General features: G+C 41.3%; 21 protein-coding genes. 14 read left to right on the forward strand and 7 right to left on the reverse strand.

Annotated features, from left to right (window positions below; genetic code table 11):
* The first annotated feature begins 149 nt into the window (after positions 1–149).
* Positions 150–2,024 (forward strand): serine/threonine protein kinase, encoded by a 1,875-nt coding sequence (locus RMZ41_RS08810; RefSeq protein ID WP_322734521.1) that lies wholly within the window; start codon positions 150–152, stop codon positions 2,022–2,024.
* A gap of 199 nt (positions 2,025–2,223) precedes the next feature.
* Here the strand turns inward: RMZ41_RS08810 and hpnH are convergent, their stop codons facing one another.
* Positions 2,224–3,243, reverse strand: a complete 1,020-nt coding sequence (gene hpnH / locus RMZ41_RS08815) for an adenosyl-hopene transferase HpnH (protein ID WP_322644447.1) — start codon at positions 3,241–3,243, stop codon at positions 2,224–2,226.
* A 270-nt stretch (positions 3,244–3,513) separates the two neighbouring features.
* Here hpnH and RMZ41_RS08820 point away from each other — a divergent pair, with 270 nt between their 5' ends.
* Complete coding sequence (locus RMZ41_RS08820) at positions 3,514–3,780, forward strand: hypothetical protein (RefSeq protein WP_322644446.1); 267 nt, start codon at positions 3,514–3,516, stop codon at positions 3,778–3,780.
* A gap of 150 nt (positions 3,781–3,930) precedes the next feature.
* On the opposite strand, the gene hpnA is transcribed toward RMZ41_RS08820, so the two are convergent.
* Positions 3,931–4,914: a hopanoid-associated sugar epimerase gene (gene hpnA, locus RMZ41_RS08825; RefSeq protein WP_322644445.1), complete on the reverse strand. Its 984-nt coding sequence runs from the start codon at positions 4,912–4,914 to the stop codon at positions 3,931–3,933.
* Positions 4,914–7,643, reverse strand: a complete 2,730-nt coding sequence (locus RMZ41_RS08830) for an efflux RND transporter permease subunit (protein WP_322644444.1) — start codon at positions 7,641–7,643, stop codon at positions 4,914–4,916. Before RMZ41_RS08830 ends, hpnA begins: the two co-directional genes overlap by 1 nt.
* 84 nt (positions 7,644–7,727) lie before the next feature.
* Between RMZ41_RS08830 and RMZ41_RS08835 the strand changes: the two genes are divergently transcribed.
* From RMZ41_RS08835 to RMZ41_RS08865, 7 genes are all read left to right on the forward strand, one after another.
* A complete protein-coding gene (locus tag RMZ41_RS08835; RefSeq protein WP_322644572.1) occupies positions 7,728–8,414 on the forward strand; it encodes a phosphorylase in 687 nt (228 codons plus the stop codon).
* Between the two features lie 498 nt (positions 8,415–8,912).
* Complete coding sequence (locus RMZ41_RS08840) at positions 8,913–10,625, forward strand: putative bifunctional diguanylate cyclase/phosphodiesterase (protein ID WP_322644443.1); 1,713 nt, start codon at positions 8,913–8,915, stop codon at positions 10,623–10,625.
* Positions 10,626–10,998: 373 nt separating this feature from the next.
* Positions 10,999–11,199 (forward strand): hypothetical protein, encoded by a 201-nt coding sequence (locus RMZ41_RS08845; protein ID WP_322644442.1) that lies wholly within the window; start codon positions 10,999–11,001, stop codon positions 11,197–11,199.
* A gap of 12 nt (positions 11,200–11,211) precedes the next feature.
* Positions 11,212–11,466 (forward strand): hypothetical protein, encoded by a 255-nt coding sequence (locus RMZ41_RS08850; RefSeq protein WP_322644441.1) that lies wholly within the window; start codon positions 11,212–11,214, stop codon positions 11,464–11,466.
* The gene (locus RMZ41_RS08855) at positions 11,463–11,861 is read left to right on the forward strand and encodes a type II toxin-antitoxin system tRNA(fMet)-specific endonuclease VapC (protein ID WP_322644440.1); all 399 of its coding nucleotides are present in this window, start codon (positions 11,463–11,465) and stop codon (positions 11,859–11,861) included. Before RMZ41_RS08850 ends, RMZ41_RS08855 begins: the two co-directional genes overlap by 4 nt.
* A gap of 5 nt (positions 11,862–11,866) precedes the next feature.
* A complete protein-coding gene (gene ybaK / locus RMZ41_RS08860; RefSeq protein ID WP_322644439.1) occupies positions 11,867–12,337 on the forward strand; it encodes a Cys-tRNA(Pro) deacylase in 471 nt (156 codons plus the stop codon).
* A gap of 244 nt (positions 12,338–12,581) precedes the next feature.
* Entirely contained in the window at positions 12,582–13,001 is a 420-nt protein-coding gene (locus RMZ41_RS08865) for a DUF6220 domain-containing protein (RefSeq protein WP_322644438.1), read from the forward strand.
* 241 nt (positions 13,002–13,242) lie between these two features.
* Here the strand turns inward: RMZ41_RS08865 and RMZ41_RS08870 are convergent, their stop codons facing one another.
* Positions 13,243–13,953 (reverse strand): cadmium resistance transporter, encoded by a 711-nt coding sequence (locus RMZ41_RS08870; RefSeq protein ID WP_322644437.1) that lies wholly within the window; start codon positions 13,951–13,953, stop codon positions 13,243–13,245.
* Between the two features lie 227 nt (positions 13,954–14,180).
* Between RMZ41_RS08870 and RMZ41_RS08875 the strand changes: the two genes are divergently transcribed.
* Positions 14,181–14,843 (forward strand): cadmium resistance transporter, encoded by a 663-nt coding sequence (locus RMZ41_RS08875; RefSeq protein ID WP_322644436.1) that lies wholly within the window; start codon positions 14,181–14,183, stop codon positions 14,841–14,843.
* Positions 14,844–14,887: 44 nt separating this feature from the next.
* Here RMZ41_RS08875 and RMZ41_RS08880 read toward each other — a convergent pair whose 3' ends face one another.
* A complete protein-coding gene (locus RMZ41_RS08880; protein WP_322644435.1) occupies positions 14,888–15,685 on the reverse strand; it encodes a sulfite exporter TauE/SafE family protein in 798 nt (265 codons plus the stop codon).
* A 751-nt stretch (positions 15,686–16,436) separates the two neighbouring features.
* Between RMZ41_RS08880 and RMZ41_RS08885 the strand changes: the two genes are divergently transcribed.
* The 3 genes from RMZ41_RS08885 to RMZ41_RS08895 all read left to right on the forward strand — a co-directional run bounded on the left by RMZ41_RS08885 (position 16,437) and on the right by RMZ41_RS08895 (position 17,975).
* Positions 16,437–17,024, forward strand: a complete 588-nt coding sequence (locus RMZ41_RS08885) for a TetR/AcrR family transcriptional regulator (protein ID WP_322644434.1) — start codon at positions 16,437–16,439, stop codon at positions 17,022–17,024.
* A 4-nt stretch (positions 17,025–17,028) separates the two neighbouring features.
* Positions 17,029–17,418 (forward strand): tautomerase family protein, encoded by a 390-nt coding sequence (locus tag RMZ41_RS08890; RefSeq protein ID WP_322644433.1) that lies wholly within the window; start codon positions 17,029–17,031, stop codon positions 17,416–17,418.
* Positions 17,419–17,525: 107 nt separating this feature from the next.
* Positions 17,526–17,975 carry a thioesterase family protein gene (locus RMZ41_RS08895; protein WP_322644432.1) on the forward strand — a complete coding sequence of 150 codons (450 nt, stop codon included), beginning with the start codon at positions 17,526–17,528 and terminating at the stop codon, positions 17,973–17,975.
* A 67-nt stretch (positions 17,976–18,042) separates the two neighbouring features.
* Here RMZ41_RS08895 and RMZ41_RS08900 read toward each other — a convergent pair whose 3' ends face one another.
* Positions 18,043–18,801 (reverse strand): DsbA family protein, encoded by a 759-nt coding sequence (locus tag RMZ41_RS08900; RefSeq protein ID WP_322644431.1) that lies wholly within the window; start codon positions 18,799–18,801, stop codon positions 18,043–18,045.
* A gap of 264 nt (positions 18,802–19,065) precedes the next feature.
* Positions 19,066–19,947 carry a 4-hydroxybenzoate solanesyltransferase gene (locus RMZ41_RS08905; protein ID WP_322644430.1) on the reverse strand — a complete coding sequence of 294 codons (882 nt, stop codon included), beginning with the start codon at positions 19,945–19,947 and terminating at the stop codon, positions 19,066–19,068.
* A 370-nt stretch (positions 19,948–20,317) separates the two neighbouring features.
* Between RMZ41_RS08905 and RMZ41_RS08910 the strand changes: the two genes are divergently transcribed.
* Complete coding sequence (locus RMZ41_RS08910) at positions 20,318–21,970, forward strand: Ppx/GppA phosphatase family protein (protein WP_322644429.1); 1,653 nt, start codon at positions 20,318–20,320, stop codon at positions 21,968–21,970.
* The last annotated feature ends 693 nt before the right edge of the window (positions 21,971–22,663 follow it).

Raw genomic sequence — 22,663 nt, forward strand, 5'->3', positions numbered from 1 at the left:
AATATGTTAAGCTGAGTATAATCAGATAAATGCTAAGTAACATATATTACTAATTAATCGAGGTTGCGAAGTAAGTAAAATATTTGTAATACTAGTAGTATATCTGACTAAAGTTAACACCTGAAAGTAATTAGAATGGGTTCCGCCAGATGAAATCCCCACCCCCTTCAAATTCTTGGATTGGTCGCGTCGTAGGTGATAACGAGCGATACCGTTTAGATAAACGGTTAGGCGGGGGTGGCATGGGAGATGTCTTCCTAGCAACGGATACCCGTGTAGGTCAGCAGGTAGCGTTGAAGTTGCTCAAAGATACGCTGGTGGCATCACAAGAAATGAGAAAGCGTTTTGAGCGAGAAGTGGCAGTGTGTGCTGCTTTGCAAAGTGACCACATTGTTAAGATTAGTGATTGTGGATTCACCCCGGAAGGCTTTCCATTTTATGTAATGGAATATTTGCGCGGGCAAACGCTCAGACAACTATTGCTGCGCGAAAGGCGGCTATCTGTTGAACGAACGGTAAAAATTATGACCCAAGTTTGCAAGGGTCTACAGCTTGCCCATCAAGGAGTGACTCTCCAACGGGATGGCACAAAAAGCACTGAACATATTCAGGTAATTCATCGTGACCTGAAACCAGATAATATATTTTTAGTGCCTACAGATTTGGGTGAATGGGTCAAAGTTTTAGATTTTGGTGTTGCCAAAATTCGCAGTGAATCTTCAGAAAATACTAATATTACAAATATAACCAGTACATTTATTGGTACATTTCGTTACGCACCTCCTGAGCAAATCCAAAGTGATAAAAACCTGGATGCTAGGGGTGATATTTACAGTTTAGGAATTATTCTTTATGAAATGCTGAGTGCTGCTGACCCTTTTGGAATCAGTATTAAGGGTAATCAAATCAGCGAGGCTTCTTGGGTATTAGCTCATGCTTATGAGCCACCGAAACCACTGCGATCGCAGCCCGGTTGCGATCATCTTTCTGTACAATTGGAAGCCGTGGTGATGAAATGCCTCCACAAAAATCCAGCTAACCGATTTGCAACGGTAGAAGAACTGAATCTTGCTTTGCAAGCTGCTGCCAAATCTGTCACAGGCCCGATTAACTTACCCGAACAAGCTACCGAGCGATCGCAACCTTCCTATAATCAAGGCTCAAATCACGAAACTGTTCCCAGACAATCGAACGACGAAACCGTTCTACGTCCCCCATCTGGATATAATCAGGGTTCAAATCACGAAACTGTTCCTAGACAGTTTAACCCGATTCCGCAAAACCAATCTGAGGAAACAGTTCCTCCTCTTCAGCCTGGACACAACCCAGGTTCAAATAACGAAACCGTTCCAAGACAGTTTAATCCAGTTGAACCAAGTCAACATCCTGTGAATAATCCCAACGTTAGCAAACCGGATGCAACTTTGTATCAGCCACGATCTGCATCTAATCAAGGCGGACAACAAGTACCACCAGATAAAACGTTGTATCAACCGCGACCTAGCTCTAATCAAGGCGGACAACAAGTATCACCAGATAAAACCTTATTTCAACCGCGACCTAGCTCTAATCAAGGCGGACAACAAGTATCACCAGATAAAACCTTATTTCAACCACGACCTGGCTCTAATCAAGGCGGACAACAAGTACCACCAGATAAAACCTTATTTCAACCACGACCTGGCTCTAATCAAGGCAGACCTCAAGTACCGCCAGATAAAACCTTATTTCAGCCGCGACCTGCATCTAATCAAGGCAGACCTCAAGTACCGCCAGACGTGACATTGTATCAACCACGATCTGCATCCAATCAAGGCAGACCACAAGCGCCAATGGATGACACTATTTACCAACCAAAGCTAAGTGAGCAGATAGGTACAAAAATCACCCCCAATTTTTTACGAATCCTGGGAGTGGTCTTTGCTATTGGGCTGGTCTTAGCATTAGTGACCTATGTATATACTCAATCTCGTAAAGAGCCAAGCAACCAGCAAATACCTAATAGCGATCGCATTCAGAATTAGCCTTTGGGAGAAGACAGCATTGCTTCCCCCTACAATACTTACTAATGGTGCGCCACACAAACTTTGTATGGTGGTTAGCAGAGGGGCAGAGGGGAAAGAACTTGGTATTTGAACTCTCCCCTGCTCCCCTGCTCCCCTGCTCCCCTGCTCCTCTGCTCCCCTGCCTGCCCTCACCTAACAATTTTAGTTTGGCAGACTACTAGTTTCTGCCAAACACACTGCCAAGGGCACGCGCCATATTTTGCGGTTGCATTGCATCCATTGCGGCGGTGGGTTCGTAACCGCAATGAACCATGCAATCGGCACATTTAGGATTACCACTCTTCTGGCCGTATTGACTCCAATCAGTTTGTGCTAGTAATTCGTTGAAGGTAGAGTAATAACCTTCGTTCAATAGATAGCAAGGTTTTTGCCAACCAAGAACGCTATAACTAGGGCTACCCCAAGGTGTGCATTCGTAGTCCTTCTCACCCGTGAGAAAATCTAAGAACAGTGGATTGTGATTAAAGTTCCAGTTTTTATCACCAGCTTTGTAGGGAGCCAGAATTTGCCGGAAGAGGGCGCGGGTTTGTTCGCGGTGCAAGAAATGATCTTGATCTGGTGCCCACTCGTAACTGTAGCCGGGAGAAATCATCATCCCGTCAGTATTTAGGGTTTCCAGAAAGTCGAAGAACTCTTGCATATCTTCGGGTTTAGTACCCTCAAAGATTGTTGTGTTAGTGGTGACACGAAAACCTTTAGCTTTAGCGGCGCGAATTGCTTTGACGGCAATATCAAAAACGCCTTGGCGGTCTACACAACGATCGTGTAACTCGCGCATTCCGTCTAAATGCACGCTAAAAGTTAGATAAGGAGAAGGTTGAAACTTATCCAGACTCTTTTCTAACAACAAACCATTGGTACACAAGTAAATATATTTCTTGCGCTCAATTAATCCTTTAACAATCTGATCGATCTGGGGATGTAGTAGAGGTTCTCCCCCAGGAATTGAGACAACCGGTGCGCCGCACTCTTCCACTGCGGTAAAGCACTGTTCTGGGGTGAGATTTTGCTTTAATATTTCCTTGGGATGTTGAATTTTACCACAACCAGTACAAGCTAGATTACAGCGAAAAAGAGGTTCCAACATCAATACTAAGGGGAAGCGTTTACGTCCTTTCAAACGCTGAGTAACCAGATACTTCCCAATATCTATAGCTTGTTGTATATTAACTGCCATTGTTGCGATCGCTCCTCTTTATATATCTAAAAACACCACAGTAGGGACGCACATCTGTGCTAGCTAGCCCAATACGGTTCGGATAAGCACAATGAACTTTCCTTGTAGTCTGGGAAAAGGTTACTGGGTTTGGGGTAAAGGATGTATTTAAAACCTTTCCCCTTTTCCCTTTCCCCTTTCCCCGAAACGTATTGCTAGCTAGCCTACTATATTTACTTGATGTGCAACTTATCTTAAAACTCCACTTCCATTCCTCTCCCCCACAGCGCTATGGTGTACACAAGTCTCTTTACCTGCAACTTTGTTGCATCAACTCGTACCTTTGATGCATTGACTCGTACCTTTGTTGCATTGACTCGTACCTTTGATGCATCGACTCGTACCTTTGTTGCATCGACTTGTACCTTTGTTGCATTGACTCGTACCTTTGTTGCATCGACTCGTACCTTTGTTGCATTGACTCACACCTTTGATGCATTGACTCACACCTTTGATGCATCGCCCTGCACCTTTGTTGTATCGACCTACAAAAATTAACCCACCCTACGTTACGCAGCAACTTTAAAAGACTTGTGTGTACACCGTAGTCCCACAGGGAAAGAGACATTGATTCTTGCTCCCCAACGCTAGTAGGAAAGGGGTTTGGGGTTTGGTCTGAGAGAAAGTTGCACATGGCGTTATTATTTTTCATTTCACATAACCCTGACCAACAAACCAATCCACGGCTTCCTTGAGTGCTGCTTTTAGCGAAGATTGAGGTAGACCCAACTCTCGTACAGCCTTTGCTGCATTGTAATACATCGGTTGTTTCGCCATCCGCACGCCATCCAATGGTACTGAGGGGGATTTCCCCAAGGGTGCGAGAATCTTTTCATCAACCCAAGCAACACTAAGAGGCAACCAAGCGGGTACTGTTCGTTGAGGTGCTATCAAACCTGTAATCTCGGCGAGTTGTTCAAGTAGTTCTTTGAGACTGAGATTTTGATGACCTAAGATATAGCGATCGCCTGACTTCCCCCGTTGCAAAGCTAGTAAATGCCCCCACGCTACATCCCGCACATCGATAAAATTCAGACCAGTATCCAAGTAAAAGGGCATTTGCCGTCGTAAAAACCGTAAGATTATATCACCTGTGGGGGTAGGTTTGATATCTAACGATCCAATGGGGCTACTAGGGTTGACTATAACAACCTCTTGACCTGTAGCAATAGCTTGCATGGCTTCTTGTTCAGCCAGAAACTTAGACTTTTTGTAGTTACCCACCAACTTTTCTAGGGGACTCTGATGTGTTTCATCGACCACTTGACCAAACGATCCTACCCCAATTGCCGCCACTGAACTGGTGTAAACGGTGCGATCGATGCCAGCTTTTCTAGCTGCTGCCAAGATATTGCGCGTACCGAGAACATTATTTTGGTGAAGCAACTCTTGGTCTGTTTGCCACAGGGAATAATGGGCTGCAACATGAAATAGGTATTGACAACCTCTCATCTGTTGCCAGAGATTTGGATCGTTCAAATCGCCTTTGACAATTTCCACCTCCAAACCTCGGAGATTTTCTAAATTGCTACTTGAGCGTACCAGCGCTTTGACTGTGTAACCCTCTTTTAGTAACAACCGTACCAAGTGGGCACCAATAAAACCTGTACCCCCGGTAACAAAAACTTGCATCAAGCTGTCCCTCTCTGCTTAAATCGGGGAAACCAATCATCTAAAATGGTGTAGACTACCGGCACAACAATCAAGCTGAGGATAGTTGAAGTTACGAGTCCACCAGCGATCGCTACAGCCATAGGCGATCGCAATTCGGAACCAGCACCAAAACCTAATGCGATCGGTAACATCCCTAAAATAGTCGAAGCAGTGGTCATCATAATTGGTCTGAGGCGCACTAGTCCAGTGTCGAGGATTGCCTCGGTGCGTTCTATGCCAGCATTGCGTAACTGGTTGATATAATCCACAAGCAAGATCGCATTCTTATTGGCCAGTCCCAGCAAAAAGACGAAACCAATCAGTGAGATCATCCCAAAATCGCTCTTGGTAATCAGTAGTGCCAACATTGCCCCCACCAGTGCTAAAGGCAAAGAGACACCAATCACCAGAGGGTCTACCCAGCTTTTAAACAGCAAAATTAGTACTACAACAATACACAGGGCAGATAAAGCCAAAGTACTGCCGAAACTGCTAAAAACCTCGCCTTGGCTAGCAGAGTCTCCTCCTAAATTTAAGGAAACATTAGATGGTAACACCGCCTTCGCTTCAGCCACTACTTTATCAGTAGCATCACCTAAAGATAGATTCTTGCCAAGATTTGCACTCACATAAGCGACTCGCTGATTATTCAGTCGCTCGATTTGAAAAACCTTACCCTGTGAATTCGTTTCACCTGTAACTGTGACATCGGCAAATCCCGGTAGCCTTTGAATTCTCTCTTTAATTGCCTTGACTGCTTTACTCAAGGCTTGGAGATCGTCACCGCGTAAAGCGATTTGCAGAGGTTTTTGCCCCCCAGAATCAACAAATTGAATATCTTCCACACTGGTAGTTACTCCGGGAAGGATAGGTAAAGAAGAGCGCAATTGGTCTTGTAGTTCTCCAGTTGTGATTGTGCGGTCTTCCTTTAACTTTATATATAGTATGCCTTTGTTTGGCTCACCCTCACGAGAACCAACAGTAGTAAATACTGTTTCAACTGCTGGTGATTTTCTGACTACATCTTCCAGTTTTTTGGCAACCTGAAGAGAATCGTTTAAGGGATTGGGGATTGGGGACTGGGGATTGGGGAACTCGGGGCCCCCTTTGGGGATTAGGGGCGATGGGGATTGGGGATTGGGGATATTGCTTCCTTGTCCTCCTTGTGCGCCTCTAGCAAAATCGGGGATATTTGGTAAAGGAGCAGTATAAGCAATATTGAATTCGCCGCGATCGAGTTTGGGAATAAAACCTTTGGGAATGAGTGGAATCAGCGCTATTCCGGCGATGAAACTCAGAACAGCTAACCCGACAACTATCTTGCGGTGATTTAAAGACCAACTCAGCAAGTTTCTGTAAGATTGGGCAAATGCTACCCAGATTTTTCCTTCCCGACGCGGGGAGAGGGAGGATTTAGGTTTTAGCCAGTAAATGGCTAAAACTGGAGATAAAGTCCGAGCAACTAACATAGAAGCAAGCATCGCGGCTGAAACAGTGATGCCGAAGGGCTTGAAAAACTGCCCAATTACTCCACCCATTAAACCTATGGGCAGAAAAACCGCTATTGCTGTCAAAGTGGCGGCGGTAACTGTTAGTCCGATCTCATTGGTGGCTAAAAGCGCTGCTTGACGAGGAGTTTCCCCATCTTCAATGTGTCGCATGATGTTTTCCACATCGACGATCGCATCATCAACAATACTCCCAATTACCAAAGCTAAAGCTAACAGCGTAATCGTTTCTAAGTTAAAGCCGAAAATTGCCATGACGATAAACGTCGCCAAAATAGACGTAGGAATCGCCAAGGCAGAAATTAGGGTGGCTCGCCAATTCCACAAAAAGGGAAAAATTACTACTATTGATAGCAAGACTGCTTCCAGCAAAGCATCAATAGTTGATTGGGTGGCTTGGCGGATATATTTTGCTTGGGTAGCAGCTAAGGTGAGGTTGACATCCTTGAGGGTAGAACGTAGCCTTTGGACTTCTTTTTCAACTAAACTCACCACTTCTAAGGTGTTAGCGTTACCGCGTTTGATTACCTGAAATGCGAGTGCATGTTGGCCGTTAAACCTGACTAATGTTGCGCCTGCTTGGGGAATGGCTGCTGCACTTAGATTCGCTGGATTGACGGGAATTGCAGTAGCACCACCCAACAGGGAGACTTTTAGGACTCCTGGTAGTTTAGCGATCGCACTTACAATCTCGTCTTGCGCCAACTTTGTCAAATCTGTGAGATTCCGTTTGGAACTTTCAATGGCATAGCTAATGGCGGCTGACTCATTTAAATTCAAAGGAATAATTTTAGAAGTCGCTCCTTGAGGCAAAGTTAGCTGCTTGAGGGCAGTTTCAACTTCTTTTGTTGATGTTTCTAAATTTGTACCAACGGCGAAAGAAAGTGCAACGGCTGTTTGACTAGGATAGGTAGATGAGCGGATATTCTCCAGTCCTTTTAAGGAACGAAGGCGTTCTTCTAGAGGTTGGGTGAGCTTCGCCTCTGTATCCAAGGCAGTTGTCAGAGGGGCTGTAGCATTCACAACCACCACTGGAAAGGTAATATCTGGAAACAAAGCATACTTGAGAGAACTGAAAGCCAGAATCCCAGCTACAGTTACGGCAATCCAAAAACTCACCGTCAGCCACGAAAATTGAATCGCCAATTTAGAGATATTGAAGAGTTCTCGTGCAGATTTTGAGTTACGAAGCTTAACCATCTTGGAAAATTATCGTGTGGGTGACACAATTATTTAGTCATGCTACAGCAATCACCTTCGGTTTGCGAGTTTTGGTTACAAGAGATGTCCTATTTTTTGCCCGTCAACACAATTCTGGTTCCTCAAGGAGCAGAATATAAAGCTGTTTGTCGCGGATTAAGCGGCGTTACTGGTTCTATGCCAACAGTAGTAGCTATACCTGTTGGGATGAAGCCTTTACTTAAGTATCTACACCAAGGACAATTTTTAGTTCCCAAATCCAGGGTGTTGATTATGGGTATATGTGGCAGCTTGAGCGATCGCTATACAGTTGGTGATATTGTGTTGTATCAAGATTGTGTTTATCAAGGGAAGCGGCAAGAATGCGATCGCACTTTCACAACACAATTGCACTCTTCACTATCAGAAAAAGTATCTTTGGTCAAGTCACTGACAAGCGATCGCGTGATTTGGTCTGCTGCCGAAAAACGTCATTTGGGTGAGACTTTGGCGGTTGATGTTGTTGATATGGAAGGATTTACTGCTTTAGAGTTTTTTAATACTGCCAAGGTATCTGTGGCAATGCTGCGAGTAGTCAGTGATAATTGTCAGCACGATATCCCCGATCTCACACCAGCAATTAATGATGGTTCCTTAAACCCTTTCCCCTTAGCGATGGGAATGCTTCGACAACCCCTTGCTGCTACTCGGTTGATTCGAGGTTCGTTAACAGCATTAAAGGTGTTAGAGCAAGTTACAAATCAGCTTTTTTCTGCGAATAGCCTGGAATAATTTGTTGCAAACTAGGTTAAGGTTAGTTGATAAAAATAATACGATCCTAAAGACGCGATAAATCGCCGTCTCTACAATAATCAGTCCTTTGTAGAGACGGCGATTTATCGCGTCTCTTACCTTAACCAAACAGTATTGAGTGAGGTTTGATTTTATATTTAATTACGTCTACCTACTTAAGTCGGGATTTGTGAAATCGAAATATATCAAAATATTTGTGTTGCTCATAATTATATTTGCTTTGAGATCGCATAAAAAAAGAATAATTACTGTCAGTATAAGAATACAACTTTAATTTTGACTATACAATTGCTTGTGCAAAAAGTTTTACATAAACTTTATCCACATGCATATTAATTAGAAAAAAGATTGGGAAGGATAATATATGACCTTTTCAGGGTTGGGTTCTATAAGAGCTAATTCTTTTTACTTTGAATCAAAAATCCTCTTTTGGCAGAATAGCTCGGAACTAATTTACCAACTGATAGAACAAAATTTATGACGTTAAATCACAAGCTCTACCTGTACTCGTTCCTAGCTAATTTCAGATGGCTCAAAAAAAGTTACACCGCTAAAATCATGTTGGTGGCTTTTTTAGGTACTCATGTACCACTTCTCAGCTTACTTTTGAGTTTCGTCATCTCAAACTCCTATTCCTTCGAGATGGCGGCGCGAGTGATGATTATTGCTCTATTGGCGACATTAGCGGGTACAGCTGCCACCCTTTATGCACTAAACCATCTCCTCAAACCAGTCATTTTCACATCTGCGGCATTACAAAATTATCTCAATACCAAAACATTACCTGAATTGCCCACAGAATTTGCTGATGAAGCGGGTACGTTAATGGCGGATACTTCACAAACTCTTCACAAATTAGATGAGTTAATTCACTACATCACTAATTATGATGAAGTGACTGGATTACCCAATCGTGATTTATTCCGCGATCGCCTCCATCAGATTTTATCCCAACCTGAAAACAACCAGCGTCTTATAGCTGTCTTTTTGCTCGGTATTGATGACTTCACTGGTATGAGTCATGGGTTGGATCATCAGACAATAAATTTATTGTTAAGAGCAGTTAGCCAGAGATTATCAACCTGCACGGCACAAACAGATATTATCGCCCATTTGAGTGGAGATGAATTTGCCCTTGCTCGAATTGATATTAATTCTTTAGAAAGTGTCATTAAGCTATCTCAGGTGCTGTTGAGTACCATGAACAAACCCTTTTCTTTAGAGGGGAACTTGATTCATATTACCGTCAGCATCGGTATCACAATTAATAACCTAACCGATCCTAATAGCGTAGATCAACTCTTGCAACAGGCTCATATCGCGCTGTACCAAGCCAAGCAGCAAGGGCGTAACCAATACCAATTTTATTCGCCAGAAATAAATGCTCAGTTGCAAGAGCGACTGACTTTAGAAAAGGAATTACATGGAGCGCTTGAGCGTGGTGAAATGCTGGTTTATTATCAACCTCTGATTGATTTAAATAGCAGACAAGTTATAGCGATGGAAGCATTGATTCGCTGGCAGCACCCAACATTAGGTTTGGTTTCTCCAGTCAAATTTATTCCCATTGCAGAAGCCAATGGTGCGATCGTACAAATTGGTGAATGGGTTTTGCGAACTGCTTGCACTCAAACCCGTGCTTGGCAGCTTGCTGGATTTACCCCAATTCGGATATCTGTGAATCTGTCATCTCGACAGTTTGAACAACCCTATCTGGTTGAGATCGTCAACCAAATTCTTGAGGAAACTGGACTTGAAGCATCTTCCTTGGAACTAGAAGTGACAGAAAGCTTCTTGATGGCTGATATTGATCGTTCAGTTAAAATCTTAAAACAATTAGGAGAACTGGGTATCTACTTGGCTTTAGACGATTTTGGTACTGGTTATTCCTCCCTGAACTATTTGAAACGCTTTCCTGTGAATATGCTCAAAATTGATAAGTCATTTGTGCATGATGTCATGTCTAATCCTGATAGCGCCGCTGTCACCGATGCGATTATTGCCCTAGCAAAGAGCCTGCGGTTGAAAATCACAGCCGAAGGTGTGGAAACCCAAGAGCAGCTTGAATACCTGCAAATGCGTGGATGTGACGAAGGTCAGGGTTACTACTTCAGTTGCCCTGTACCTGCTGATATAATTGCCCCAATGTTGCACAAAAGTTCTCAGCAGATGGAGATTACTACAACATAGGTGGAAAGCAATCACACTTCTGCACTTATCTCGGTAGCCACCCGAATCTCAATCTAGCGCTACGCACCTAGATTGAGATTCTTTTTGTATGGAAGCCCGCTTTCACACAAAATTGTCCGGGTTTAGCCGCATTAGAATCCATTGGCAAATTCGCAGTAGTAAAAGGCGAGGCTAATCTTCTGGGGAACTGCGATCGCACAGATAAAATAACTGAAAAATATTCACTCATTTCTGTGCGTATGTGCAATGCCTACGGCGGGCTACGCCTACGCAATATCTCTTCATCTTTGGCTTGAGCAATTGCATGAAATAGAGCTTTCAATAGTTGAAGCACCTGAAATCCTTCAACTACCTGCCCCAGGAGTGTCAGCACATGCAGCAGATTAGCGATCGCATCAGTAAGCTACGGGAAAATGAGAGCTTAGAAGAAGCTGCCCGTGCTGTGCTGAAGCACTTGCGGGAGTTGAAGCGGCCGTATTCGCCGGCTGTGGAGGAGAAGCTGTTAAGTGTGATTGAAAAAGAATACGGCATCATAGATGAGATACCACGTAATTTTCAATCAACCAAAGACTAGGAGAAAACAGTAATGCAGAGTATAAAGTTATGTTCTCATGTTGGGGCTGATGGCATTTTGCACCTTGAGATTCCCGTTGGCATCACAGACAAAGAAATGGAAGTCGTGGTGATTTATCAACAAATAGAACCATCAACACCTACAAAAACACCAGAAGAAGTGGGATGGCCACCCGGCTTTTTTGAGCAGACTTACGGTAGTTGTCAAGACGATCCAATTGTTCTTGACTATGAAGGTGATTTTGAGACAAGGGAAGAAGTTGTGTGAGGTACTTATTAGATACCAATGTTTGCGCTCGTTATCTCAACGGTAGGTCACTCTTGATCCGAGAACGCTTACAGTCAACGAATGTAGAAGAGATTGCTGTCTGTTCACTAGTAAAGGCAGAGTTGTTTTATGGTGCGATGAAAAGCAATAATCCCCAAATTACTTTAGCTCGACAACACCAGTTTCTTAATTTGTTTGTTTCATTACCTTTTGATGATGTTACTGCCCTCACTTACGGTAGAATTCGTGCAGAATTATTCGCAAAAGGTACTCCAATAGGCCCTAATGATTTCCAAATAGCTGCCATTGCTTTGACGCATAACTTAACATTAGTCACGCATAACACCAGAGAATTCAGTCGTGTCAGTGGATTGGTGATTGAAGATTGGGAGTAAGAGCAATGAAAACCAATGCTGCTCGACTACTGGATAAACTAGGTATTCCTTACCAAATTTTCAGCTATGAAGTAGATCCTGATGATTTGGCTGCTGAGAGTACAGCACAGAAAGTCGGTCTTCCGCCAGAGCAAGTTTTTAAAACTCTAGTAGTCAGAGGTGACACAACAGGTATCTGTTTTGCTGTTGTGCCAGGAAATGCTCAGTTAGACTTGAAAGCCTTGGCGCGGATTTCAGGAAACCGCAAGGTTGAGACGGTTGCTCTGAAGGAAGTCCAGCCACTAACAGGATACATCCGTGGGGGTGTAACAGCTTTAGCGAGTAAAAAAGACTATCCAGTTTATCTTGATGAGACGGCAACTCTATTTGAGCAGATCACTGTTTCTGGTGGAATGCGAGGAATGCTGCTTCTGCTATCGCCAGATGATTATTTACGTGCTGTCAGTGGTACTTTGGGAGCAATTGTACAAAATTAGTATTAGAGATTTTCGTGAGTTTAATCCTGAAAGTGTAAGGCGATTACTACTTCAAATAATCTAATTGGTAAGCAAGACCTGCGCCAATTTACGAGGCTGAGTTGATATATTAACGTCCTGTTGTCAATCATGATTGGCAAATTGTACCCTTTCGAGGTCTAGGCGCAGTATAGCAACCAGATTTATCTTAGCTTTAGTCACATCAAGTATTTTCTCTTGTCTGCTTTTTTGGGATTACTTAACCATGACTCTAAATTCTGGCATTGATGATACACAGACATCCGGGCGCTGGATTCAAATCAGTTTTTTTATCGCAGTAGTGTTTTTCAATCTCTGTTTAGCAATCCAAGTATTCAGTGTTGGACTGGCTTACTTTTACAACTCTGATTGGTGGAACCTACATGTTTGGCTGGTGCGAGGATATAGCGGACTCTCATTAATTTTGTTGATATGGGTATTCTTGATGCCATTTCCCCCAAGAGTCCAGCGCTTGACAGCAGTTATCCCAGTACTGTTGGGGCTGCAATTTCTCACAATTCACTTGAAAACTTCTTTTCCTTTAGCAGTTTTCCACCCACTCATCGGCTTCTCCTTATTTTCTATTTCTTCAACCCTAGTTCATCGGACATCACACATCGTATTTCCCAAGCACAACCAAGATTAAATCCTTAAACTTTCACTTCTTTTAGCACTAAAATGTCTCAATACGCTCATCCATCCGTTCTCGTTGATACCCAATGGCTAGCAAATCATCTCAACGATCCAAATATCCCCTACGGTGTACACCTAACATAAATTAAATTCTCCCCCTGATTCAGGGGAATTTTGAATTGCTATAAAAGTCTTTGATACATCACAAACAACTTTTAAACATCCTCATAAATCCAAATCTCATATCGGCTTGATTATCTACTAGAATTTTCGCCAATTTCCTCTACATTTTTATCGTTTTTCACTAAAACCATCACACAAAAACAACTAGCAGCTAACTTGATTAAGCTCAAAGCTTCACTTTCTAATACAATAAAAGCGCCTAATCCTATAAGAATAAAAGGCACAATATTATTAATATAGCGAGTCAATAAATCAGCTATTACTCTGTAGTTAGTTAATTTATATGCCGTATAACACCAAATTCCTAACAATAGAAAAAATAATCCGATAATTATCACAAATTTTTCTAAGTTGCTGCTAGCAAATAAAGGTACATAGATACTAATATTATCGCTACCATTAGCAATTGTAACGGCTGCCACACTGTAAGCTTGTGAAGAAAAAAAACTCGTAATGGTTGATGCTTCAATTTCTTCTGTTGCAGCGAAAACTTCTTGTGATGAATCTTCTTGCTGATTCACCAAGCTACTGATACCTATGGATATTGGCAGTAAACCAAGTAATCCAATCCAGTTTTTGGATAAAACTAACCCACCAAATAAACCAGGTAGGCTAAGAATTAACAGAACTGTAAAACCTAGAAACTGACCAGCAACTATATGCCGGGGACGAAAATTAGCATTTATTTGAGAAAAAAAGAATAATAGAATGACAATATCATCAATGTTAGTGGCAATGAACGCAATTGCCCCTGTAGTAATTGCAGTAACTAACTCGTTCATATTTTCAAGATAAATATAGAATAATACAGTTCAGTTAATTATAAAAATCTTAACCTGCGTAGGTTGGGTTGAGAAACCCAACAATTAACTTTTGATGTTGGGTAACAATAAAGTTCAACCAAACCTACTCATATTTGTAAACTTAAAACCTTTGTGCTGAAATCTTTGTAATTGTGCCAGAAGGTTAATTTGGTATGGTTATAAATCGTAGGTTATAAAAATCCAGCATGAGTAAGCTAGGGACTGCCGCCAGTGAAGGGATAATTGCCTTCATCGCTACTAACATAGATGACATTATTATCTTGTTAATATTTTTTTCGCAGGTAGATGTTAATTTTCGACGACGGCATATCTTACTCGGTCAATATTTAGGTTTTGCAGCCATTATCATCGCTAGCTTACCAGGATTTTTTGGTGGATTGGTCATACAGCGAGAATGGATAGGGTTGCTAGGATTGCTACCAATAGTAATTGGTCTTCAGCAATTACTATCTAGAAAAGAAGAAACCGCAACAGTTCAAACAGTTAGTAGTGATTTTAGTCAATCCACACCGACTAACCCCGTATTGTCTTTTCTTTTGAGTGTTTTGCACCCCCAAACCTATAAAGTGGCAGCAGTAACGATCGCAAATGGTGGTGACAATATTAGTATATATATTCCCTTGTTCGCTGGTCATGACCTTGCCAGCTTGGGAGTAATTTTAAGTATATTTTTTATCATGGTAGGGGTTTGGTGTGCGATCGCTTATTTTTTAAGCCTTCAACCTACCATTGCTGATATTTTAAGTCGCTACGGTAAAGCTGTTGTACCTTTTGTGTTAATTGGCTTGGGTTTATTCATTATGTATGAGCGAGGTACATTCACTCTACTGCCTTGGGTGAAAATTTAATCAATGTTTGGATGTTGAATGCTAGATTTAGGATCTAAAATCCGTCACACCTGATGAACTAATTTCCAACTCACCATCATCAAAATGGCGTAAATAATAAACCGTAGTGGGCGCTGGGGAGCGACTTGGCAGATTTTAGCACCTAGCAAGACTCCTGGTACAGAGCCTAACCAGATAGGTAATACCAAACTCCAATCAACTGTTCCCAAGCTGAGATGACCAAGGGCTGTAAACAGCAGTAAAATTGCTGCGTGTGAAATATCAGTTCCGACTAACTTCCGTGCATCAAGGCGGAAAAACCCAATCAGGACTAGGGCAAACATTGATCCTGATGAGATGCTAGTTAGACCAACGAAACAGCCTAAAATTGATCCCAAAGTGATTGTTAAGAAGCGACCTACGTTAGTTTCTAAGTCTAACTTTGGCAGTTCGGGTAAATTAAATTTGGGGAAAAAAGTCAATAACAACAATTGCATTAGTGCTAACACTGTGACTAGCAAAATCATCACGCCAAGCAAACGGAGCAAGATGTTATCCAGGTTATACTCACCTGTACGTTTCAGAAAGTGCAAAATTCCCACCCCAAACAATGAGCCTGGAACACTCCCCAATGCCAACCATTTGACAACTTCTGTATCTAAGGTTTTCTGTTCCCAATGCTTGACGCTACCAACAATTTTCATCAATGTGGCAGCCACAACATCAGAACTGACAGCGATGGAAGGCGGAACCTGAAAAACAAAAATCAACATTGGGGTGATAAGAGAGGCTCCACCAATTCCCGTCAAACCAACTATGATGCCAACAAAGAAGCTTAAGAACGGTAGTAATAAATAATCCATACTCTTTGGGGATTTAAGAAAGTCAGCTAGAGCTTCACTACTAGAGAAAAACAACTCACTCGAACTACAGCCCAGTCGTAGACAGAGCTAGTCATAGCAAGTTATTGTGTTTTTCAAGGCATGAGTGACACAAAGAAAGATTATCCAGCTAAAAGTTAGGACAGAGGATTACTGGATAACTTAAAACCTGTCTAGAAGTTTTTGTAAGCACTACAACTTGTACTTAGCTGAAACAGACTTTGATAACTGCTTATCGGTCAGTTGCTTTGCTAAACTCAACTTCTAACTGGTTTTTTGCGGTTTTACATGTAAAAGCCGATAAAACGATGTACTTACCGTATTTTACTTGTAAACACGATCAAACGTCTAGCGTATTCGCGTTGTATATCGTTAAATTCTTTGGATAATACACCGTAGCTCGTTAAACTTCTTAGGAGCAGTTGATAAAAAATCACCTCAAGGTTAATAAAGATAGGGATAATTCACCGTTTGGATAATTCCAAATCTTATAGAAAAGATATATTGATGCTGCGATCGCTATGTGATGGTAGATAAACCGCATCTATCTTAGGGTCAATTCATAAAATAAACCTAAGATAGATGATTTTTGTTTACAACTAGGCAGCCAAAACTACTTGACTTGCAAGTATGTATCATGCAAAAATAATCAAACCGTTCGGTCGGTAATATTTAATTTATAGCAATTTTCAATCAATAGACATACCATTCCCTACTCTCATAAATCGCTGTAATGTCCAAAGGCGAAGAAACAAAAAGCAGAATTCTTTACCAAGCAGCCGAACTGTTTAATCAACAGGGGTATGCAGGCTCATCGATGTCAGACATCATGCGTGTGACTGGATTGCAAAAAGGAGGAATTTACAATCACTTCCAAAGTAAAGACGATCTCGCGTTACAGGCTTTTGATTTTGCGATCGCTCGTATCAAACAGCATACTAGATTTGCGTTACGAAGCAAGCGCCACGCAGTAGAACGCCTGCAAGCAATCATTGAGATATTTAGTAGTTTTGCAGAAAATCCACCTATCAAGGGAGGCTGTCCACTACTGAATACTGCTGTCGAGAGTGATGATAATCATCCGGCGTTGCGGGAACGCGCTCAACACGCGATGAACTCATGGCTGCATCTGATTCGGCGAATTATTGAAACGGGAATTAACAAGGGTGAAATTCGTTCTGAAGTGAGTGCTGATGAAATCGCTACTATCATAATTGCAACATTGGAAGGAGCCATCATGATGAGTAAGCTTTATGGAGATTCAATTCACATGCACAGGGTAATTAATCATCTTAATCAATACTTAGAAACTAACCTTTAAATGTATGGTACAAATCAAGGTATATGCTTTAGCAGACAAATTAAATCCTATTAAAACGGAGCTATCTAACATAATTCATACTTCACTTCTAGAAGTTTTACAGCTTACTCATGAAAAAAGATTTCACCGTTTTTTCCCACTCGATAAATCAGATTTTTACTATCCAACTGATAGAACAGATAATTATCTGATTATCGAGATTATTATGTTTGACGGGCGCTCAGTTGAAACGAAAAAAAATTTGATTCGTTTGCTGATTAAGAATATTAATAGAACGTTTAATATTCATCCAGACGATATTGAAATCACAATTTTTGAAACGCCTAAATCTAACTGGGGTATTAGAGGTTTACCTGGCGACGAGTTAATTTTAAACTACAAAGTAGAAGTTTGAATTTTTTGTGGGTAATTGGTTATTAGTCAATTACTAATTATCCATGCTTGAAAAGAGTAAAATTGGAACTTTACAGACCGATCGGTTTTTAAATAACAAGAGGAATAATGCTAACAAATAACAGTTTGCACAGACCATTAGAGGTAGTATTAGAAATTCCTGTAAGAACATACGACATCGACTTTATGGGAATTGTGAGTAATATTGTCTATATCAGATGGCTAGAAGATTTACGTTTAAAGTTTTTAGATGAACATTGGCAACTCAATCAGCAAATTGAACAAGGATATGCACCTGTTCTAGCTGGAACTGAAATTGAATATAAACGCCCGATAAAAATTATTGACCAAGTAATTGGACATTTATGGCTAAGTAATGTAGGACGCTTGAAGTGGACTGTACAAGCTGAAATTTTATCTAACAATGAGTTGGCAGCAGTAGCTAGTCAGAAGGGCGCTTTTATCAGTTTACAAAATAGTCGTCCTATTCCCATTCCAGAGGAATTAAAGAACAAATATTTAGGGAACCAACAAGGTAATATGAAAGACTATTTATAAAGTTATAGCGGTTCTCGTTTACGTGAGGTGCAGCCGCGCCTTCTAGTCATTTGAATTTATACTAATTTTAGTTAGCACTAGTCAATATCTTTTCGATATCTGCTAACTGCACTACTCCTGAAAAAGCTGGACTATTAATGACAAAGAAAGGTGTGCCAGCAACACCCAACTTCTCTGCTAATTGAATATCTTTTGTAATTGCGGGAGTAGCAAGAGTCAGATCGCGTTTAAATTTACCCAAATCTAGATTTAGTTTTTTAGCAATATCTAAATATAACGCCTTACCTAGTTGCTTTTGATTAGTAAATAGTGCATCATGATATTCCCAAAATTTGCCCTGTTGATATGCTGCCCAAGCTGCTGTCGCAGATGGTAATGCTTCAGCATGAATTGAAACAAGGGGTAAATTCTTGTAAACTAATCTTACTTTATCTGGATACTTTACTAACAATTCTTTCAATGTTTTATGCGCTTCGGCACAGTAAGGACATTGAAAATCGGAAAATTCTATTAGCACAGTTTTTGATTGAGTTGAACCTGTGGTGGGAGACTCACCAATCACTGTTTGAAGATTTGTCTTTAAATCCTGTAAAAATGCTTGCCGTGCTTGCTTGAGTTCCTGTTGTTGTAGCTGCTGATAAGCTTGAACAGATTCAATAATCGCCTCTGGATGTTCGCGGATAATCTGTAATACTTGCTGTTCCAATTGTGGATCGATCCGGGTAGCAGCTTGAGCAGGAAATGACCAGGTAAAAACTAAACATAGTAGACCTATTGCTGCCCAATTCCGCACATACTGAATTAATGAATCAAAGAATGCACTCATAGAAAAACTCATGAATATTTATTTTTTTTAACTTATATAGGAATCCGGTTTGAGTTCTGAAACTATCCGTAGGATGTGTTAACGACAGCATAACGCATCAAACCCTATAGTGCGTTATGAACTCCGTTCTAACACACTCTACAATACCTAATTTCGTTCAAAAATCAAATAGGAATCCTATAGATGCACAGGTGCTTCAATTAAAAATCCCATAATTAAAGTTATAGAAATTATTTAACTCAGTAAACACTTGCCTTCTACCTCCTAAAAAGACCCAGCAATCATCCCAGCAAGTAAAATAAAACCAATCCACACGTTTTGCCGGAACATCTCACCATAAACATGATTAGGTAAGTCTCGCCGTCTTAATCGTAGAGACTGCCAAACCCATCCAATAGTAGCAACTGCAAGGCTAATCCAAAAGGCGAAGTGCAGATGTATGAGTACACCTAGCCAAGCCAATAACAAGATTGTACCAGCAAAGAAAATTCCAATAGCTACAGGGGCGTAATTACCAAAAAATAGAGCGCTTGAATTAACACCAATGCGGCGATCGTCTTCCTTGTCGCTCATAGCGTAAACTGTATCAAATCCCAGTGTCCACAACACAGTCGCGCCCCAAAGTAACCAAGTTGGTTGTGAGATGCTTTGGGTAACTGCACTCCAGCTAATTAATACCCCAAAACCCCAAGCGATGGAAAGTACTAGTTGCGGTACAGGAAAAACTCGCTTTGCACCTGGATAAAGCAGAATTACGGGCACTGCTGCGACACATAGCCAGAAACTCAAGGGATTAAGGTAAAAGGCCAGGATGGCTGCACATAGTAATGATACGATCGCAACTACAATCCCAACTTTCACAGATAAGGCGCGAGAAGCGAGGGGGCGATCGCGTGTTCTCTCCACTTCTGGATCGATATCCCGATCCCACAAATCATTGACAACACAACCCGCCGCACTCGTCGCCAGAGTCCCCAATATAATCACACCAACCAGAGGTAAAGGCGGTTTCCCAGAAGCTGCTAAAAACACAGCCCAAAGAGCAGGAATCATTAAAATCAACCGTCCTTCTGGTTTATGCCAGCGTAAAAGCCGGATAATTACAAGCCAAACTGGTGACTGGGGGCGTTCTGGCATCCTGAACATAGAAATCAACAAATAACTTTAGATAAATTAATTCACACATCTTTACATCTATAGAATAACGTTATTTGTTATTTGTAAAAACATCCGTCTAAAGTGGCAACTTTAAACATTTTTAAATAGTCACTAGCGTTAGAAACATTAGGGTGAATATACTTAGCTCAGTTTGAGTAAGTAGGTAGGCGTAATTAAATATAAGATCAAACCTCACCCTCAATCCCTCTCCAATACTTTGGATAGGGAAGCCGGAGGCAGAGTGAGATTTTATATTTAATTTGACCCACTTACTTAAGTGTGTTGCAAAAATTATCAGTGCCAGCTACCCCGACATACCACTGTTTGCCATCATTTCTTATAAAGAGAGAATAAGTAGATGCAGGATTTAGTTTCGGCTAGCTGGGAGAGTTCTCCGACTCAACCATCTAAGCAACATCGGATTATTGCTGCCATTGACCTGGGAACAAATTCTCTACACATGGTAGTAGTTAAAATTGACCCCACGCTACCAGCCTTCAGCATTATTGCCAGAGACAAAGAAACCGTTAGACTTGGCGATCGCAATCTTACCACTGGAGAACTCAAACCAGAGATCGTTAAAAAGGCGATCGCTGCTTTAGGACGTTTCCAAGAAGTTGCCAAAACCATCAACGCGGAAACAATTATTGCTGTGGCGACTAGTGCTGTGCGCGAAGCCCCTAATGGTAAAGATTTTTTGCACAAAGTAGAAAAGGAGTTGGGTTTAAGCGTTGACTTAATTTCTGGTCAAGAAGAAGCGCGACGAATCTACCTTGGCGTGCTGTCAGGGATGGAATTTCACAACCAACCGCATACCATTATTGATATTGGCGGTGGTTCCACAGAATTAGTTTTGGGCGATAGTCAGCAAGCGCGGACTCTCACCAGTACCAAAGTCGGTGCAGTACGACTCACTGGCGAGTTAATCACCACCGACCCCATCAGTAATACGGAGTTTCTATATCTGGAATCCTATACACGCGGTATGTTAGAACGTTCCGTGGATGAGGTATTAGCAAATTTGCAACCTGGGGAATCTCCCCGTTTGGTGGGTACATCTGGGACGATTGAAACCCTAGCAATGATTCATGCACGAGAAAAGTCTGATGTTATCCCTTCCACTCTTAATGGCTACGAGTTGAGTCTTAAAGACTTACGAGAGTTGGTAAAACGCTTGCGGAAACTGAGTAATTCAGAAAGGGCTGAGATTCCTGGGATGCCAGATAAACGGGCTGAAGTTATACTTGCTGGTGCGGTAATATTACAGGAAGCAATGACCCGCTTAGGCAGTGAATCGATTACTGTTTGTGAGCGTTCTTTGAGGGAAGGTGTAATTGTAGACTGGATGTTAACCCACGGTTTAATTGAAGATAAGCTGCGCTACCAAAGTTCAGTCCGAGAACGGAATGTTTTAAAAATCGCTAATAAATACCAAGTTAACTTAGAGTATAGCGATCGCGTCGCTAAATTTGCTGAAAGTTTATTTGACCAAACTCAAGGTACTTTACACCATTGGGGATCTGGCGATCGACAACTGTTGTGGGCAGCTGCAATATTACATAATTGCGGTCATTACGTCAGCCATTCGTCTCATCACAAACACTCTTACTATCTAATTCGCAATGGTGAATTACTTGGTTATACAGAAACCGAGATTGAAATCATAGCCAATTTAGCTCGTTATCATCGCAAATCGCCACCCAAGAAAAAACATGAAATTTACCAGAGTTCGCTGACTAAAGAACAGTGTCAAATGGTTAGTCAATTGAGTGCAATTCTAAGATTAGCAGTGGCATTAGATAGACGACAAATTGGTGCGATCGCTAAAGTGCAATGTGAATATTATCAACAGTTACAGCAAGTCAACCTGCTGATTTTTCCATCTCAAGCTGATGATGACTGTGCTTTAGAACTTTGGAGTTTAGATTATAAAAAAGGAGTATTTGAGGAAGAATTTGGAGTGAGGTTAGTAGCGACTTTAGAAAAATCTAACGTTGCTAACTCGTTTTAGAAAGTAGGGTGCGTTAACGTGGTGTAACGCATCTGTTACAAAAATAGATTTTTCAGTTAAACAAGAATTCAGAAGCGGAGCTGGAGACGCTCCGCCTTGAGTTTGAATCAAGACACTTTTTACTAAACCTTGTGTGTAACTTGCTATGCGCCAGTCTTACAGAATTCACAATGAATTCTCGCTCCTGGCTCCTGAATTCTGTTTTGGTCAACATGCTTTCAGAATTACAATACACCTTAGATATAATTTTGGCATCCTACTTAAGGAGCAATTTATAAAGTGTCCTAAGACGCATTTCAAAATAAAAATTAGTAACTAAAATATAAATAACAATCTATTTTTTATAGGTTATGTTGCTATTCAATACCTAAGCCGGGAAAACTTAGGTATTTTTGTAATATATAAAAAAAATATAAAATTTCAATAGGGCAGGTGAGACTGCTTATTTCTATGTACTGATCTGCTCAAAATGCAGAGAAATAAGTGTGTTGTTCATGTGATTGAAGTTTTAAGAACTGGCGCTACACAAATGTAATAAAAAGAATCGTTTGAAATTAGGACTTACAGCAAAATCATGATCAAACGAACCGCAAAGGACGCATTCGCGCAGCGTCTCGTTAGAGAAGAACATAAAGGAAGAAGAGTTTCAGAGAGTTCTTGCGTAAGTCCTGAAAATTATCTGTCTTATTAAAA

Origin of the sequence: Nostoc sp. DedVER02, assembly GCF_034530675.2 — a bacterium.
Classification (GTDB): domain Bacteria; phylum Cyanobacteriota; class Cyanobacteriia; order Cyanobacteriales; family Nostocaceae; genus Nostoc.

Bases quoted from the DNA above. Each gene is read 5' to 3' on its own strand.
- RMZ41_RS08810 (WP_322734521.1), top strand. From the start codon at position 150: ATGAAATCCCCACCCCCTTCAAATTCTTGGATTGGTCGCGTCGTAGGT.
- hpnH (WP_322644447.1), bottom strand. From the start codon at position 3,243: ATGGCAGTTAATATACAACAAGCTATAGATATTGGGAAGTATCTGGTT.
- RMZ41_RS08820 (WP_322644446.1), top strand. From the start codon at position 3,514: ATGGTGTACACAAGTCTCTTTACCTGCAACTTTGTTGCATCAACTCGT.
- hpnA (WP_322644445.1), bottom strand. From the start codon at position 4,914: ATGCAAGTTTTTGTTACCGGGGGTACAGGTTTTATTGGTGCCCACTTG.
- RMZ41_RS08830 (WP_322644444.1), bottom strand. From the start codon at position 7,643: ATGGTTAAGCTTCGTAACTCAAAATCTGCACGAGAACTCTTCAATATC.
- RMZ41_RS08835 (WP_322644572.1), top strand. From the start codon at position 7,728: ATGTCCTATTTTTTGCCCGTCAACACAATTCTGGTTCCTCAAGGAGCA.
- RMZ41_RS08840 (WP_322644443.1), top strand. From the start codon at position 8,913: ATGACGTTAAATCACAAGCTCTACCTGTACTCGTTCCTAGCTAATTTC.
- RMZ41_RS08845 (WP_322644442.1), top strand. From the start codon at position 10,999: ATGCAGCAGATTAGCGATCGCATCAGTAAGCTACGGGAAAATGAGAGC.
- RMZ41_RS08850 (WP_322644441.1), top strand. From the start codon at position 11,212: ATGCAGAGTATAAAGTTATGTTCTCATGTTGGGGCTGATGGCATTTTG.
- ybaK (WP_322644439.1), top strand. From the start codon at position 11,867: ATGAAAACCAATGCTGCTCGACTACTGGATAAACTAGGTATTCCTTAC.
- RMZ41_RS08865 (WP_322644438.1), top strand. From the start codon at position 12,582: ATGACTCTAAATTCTGGCATTGATGATACACAGACATCCGGGCGCTGG.
- RMZ41_RS08870 (WP_322644437.1), bottom strand. From the start codon at position 13,953: ATGAACGAGTTAGTTACTGCAATTACTACAGGGGCAATTGCGTTCATT.
- RMZ41_RS08875 (WP_322644436.1), top strand. From the start codon at position 14,181: ATGAGTAAGCTAGGGACTGCCGCCAGTGAAGGGATAATTGCCTTCATC.
- RMZ41_RS08880 (WP_322644435.1), bottom strand. From the start codon at position 15,685: ATGGATTATTTATTACTACCGTTCTTAAGCTTCTTTGTTGGCATCATA.
- RMZ41_RS08885 (WP_322644434.1), top strand. From the start codon at position 16,437: ATGTCCAAAGGCGAAGAAACAAAAAGCAGAATTCTTTACCAAGCAGCC.
- RMZ41_RS08890 (WP_322644433.1), top strand. From the start codon at position 17,029: ATGGTACAAATCAAGGTATATGCTTTAGCAGACAAATTAAATCCTATT.
- RMZ41_RS08895 (WP_322644432.1), top strand. From the start codon at position 17,526: ATGCTAACAAATAACAGTTTGCACAGACCATTAGAGGTAGTATTAGAA.
- RMZ41_RS08900 (WP_322644431.1), bottom strand. From the start codon at position 18,801: ATGAGTGCATTCTTTGATTCATTAATTCAGTATGTGCGGAATTGGGCA.
- RMZ41_RS08905 (WP_322644430.1), bottom strand. From the start codon at position 19,947: ATGTTCAGGATGCCAGAACGCCCCCAGTCACCAGTTTGGCTTGTAATT.
- RMZ41_RS08910 (WP_322644429.1), top strand. From the start codon at position 20,318: ATGCAGGATTTAGTTTCGGCTAGCTGGGAGAGTTCTCCGACTCAACCA.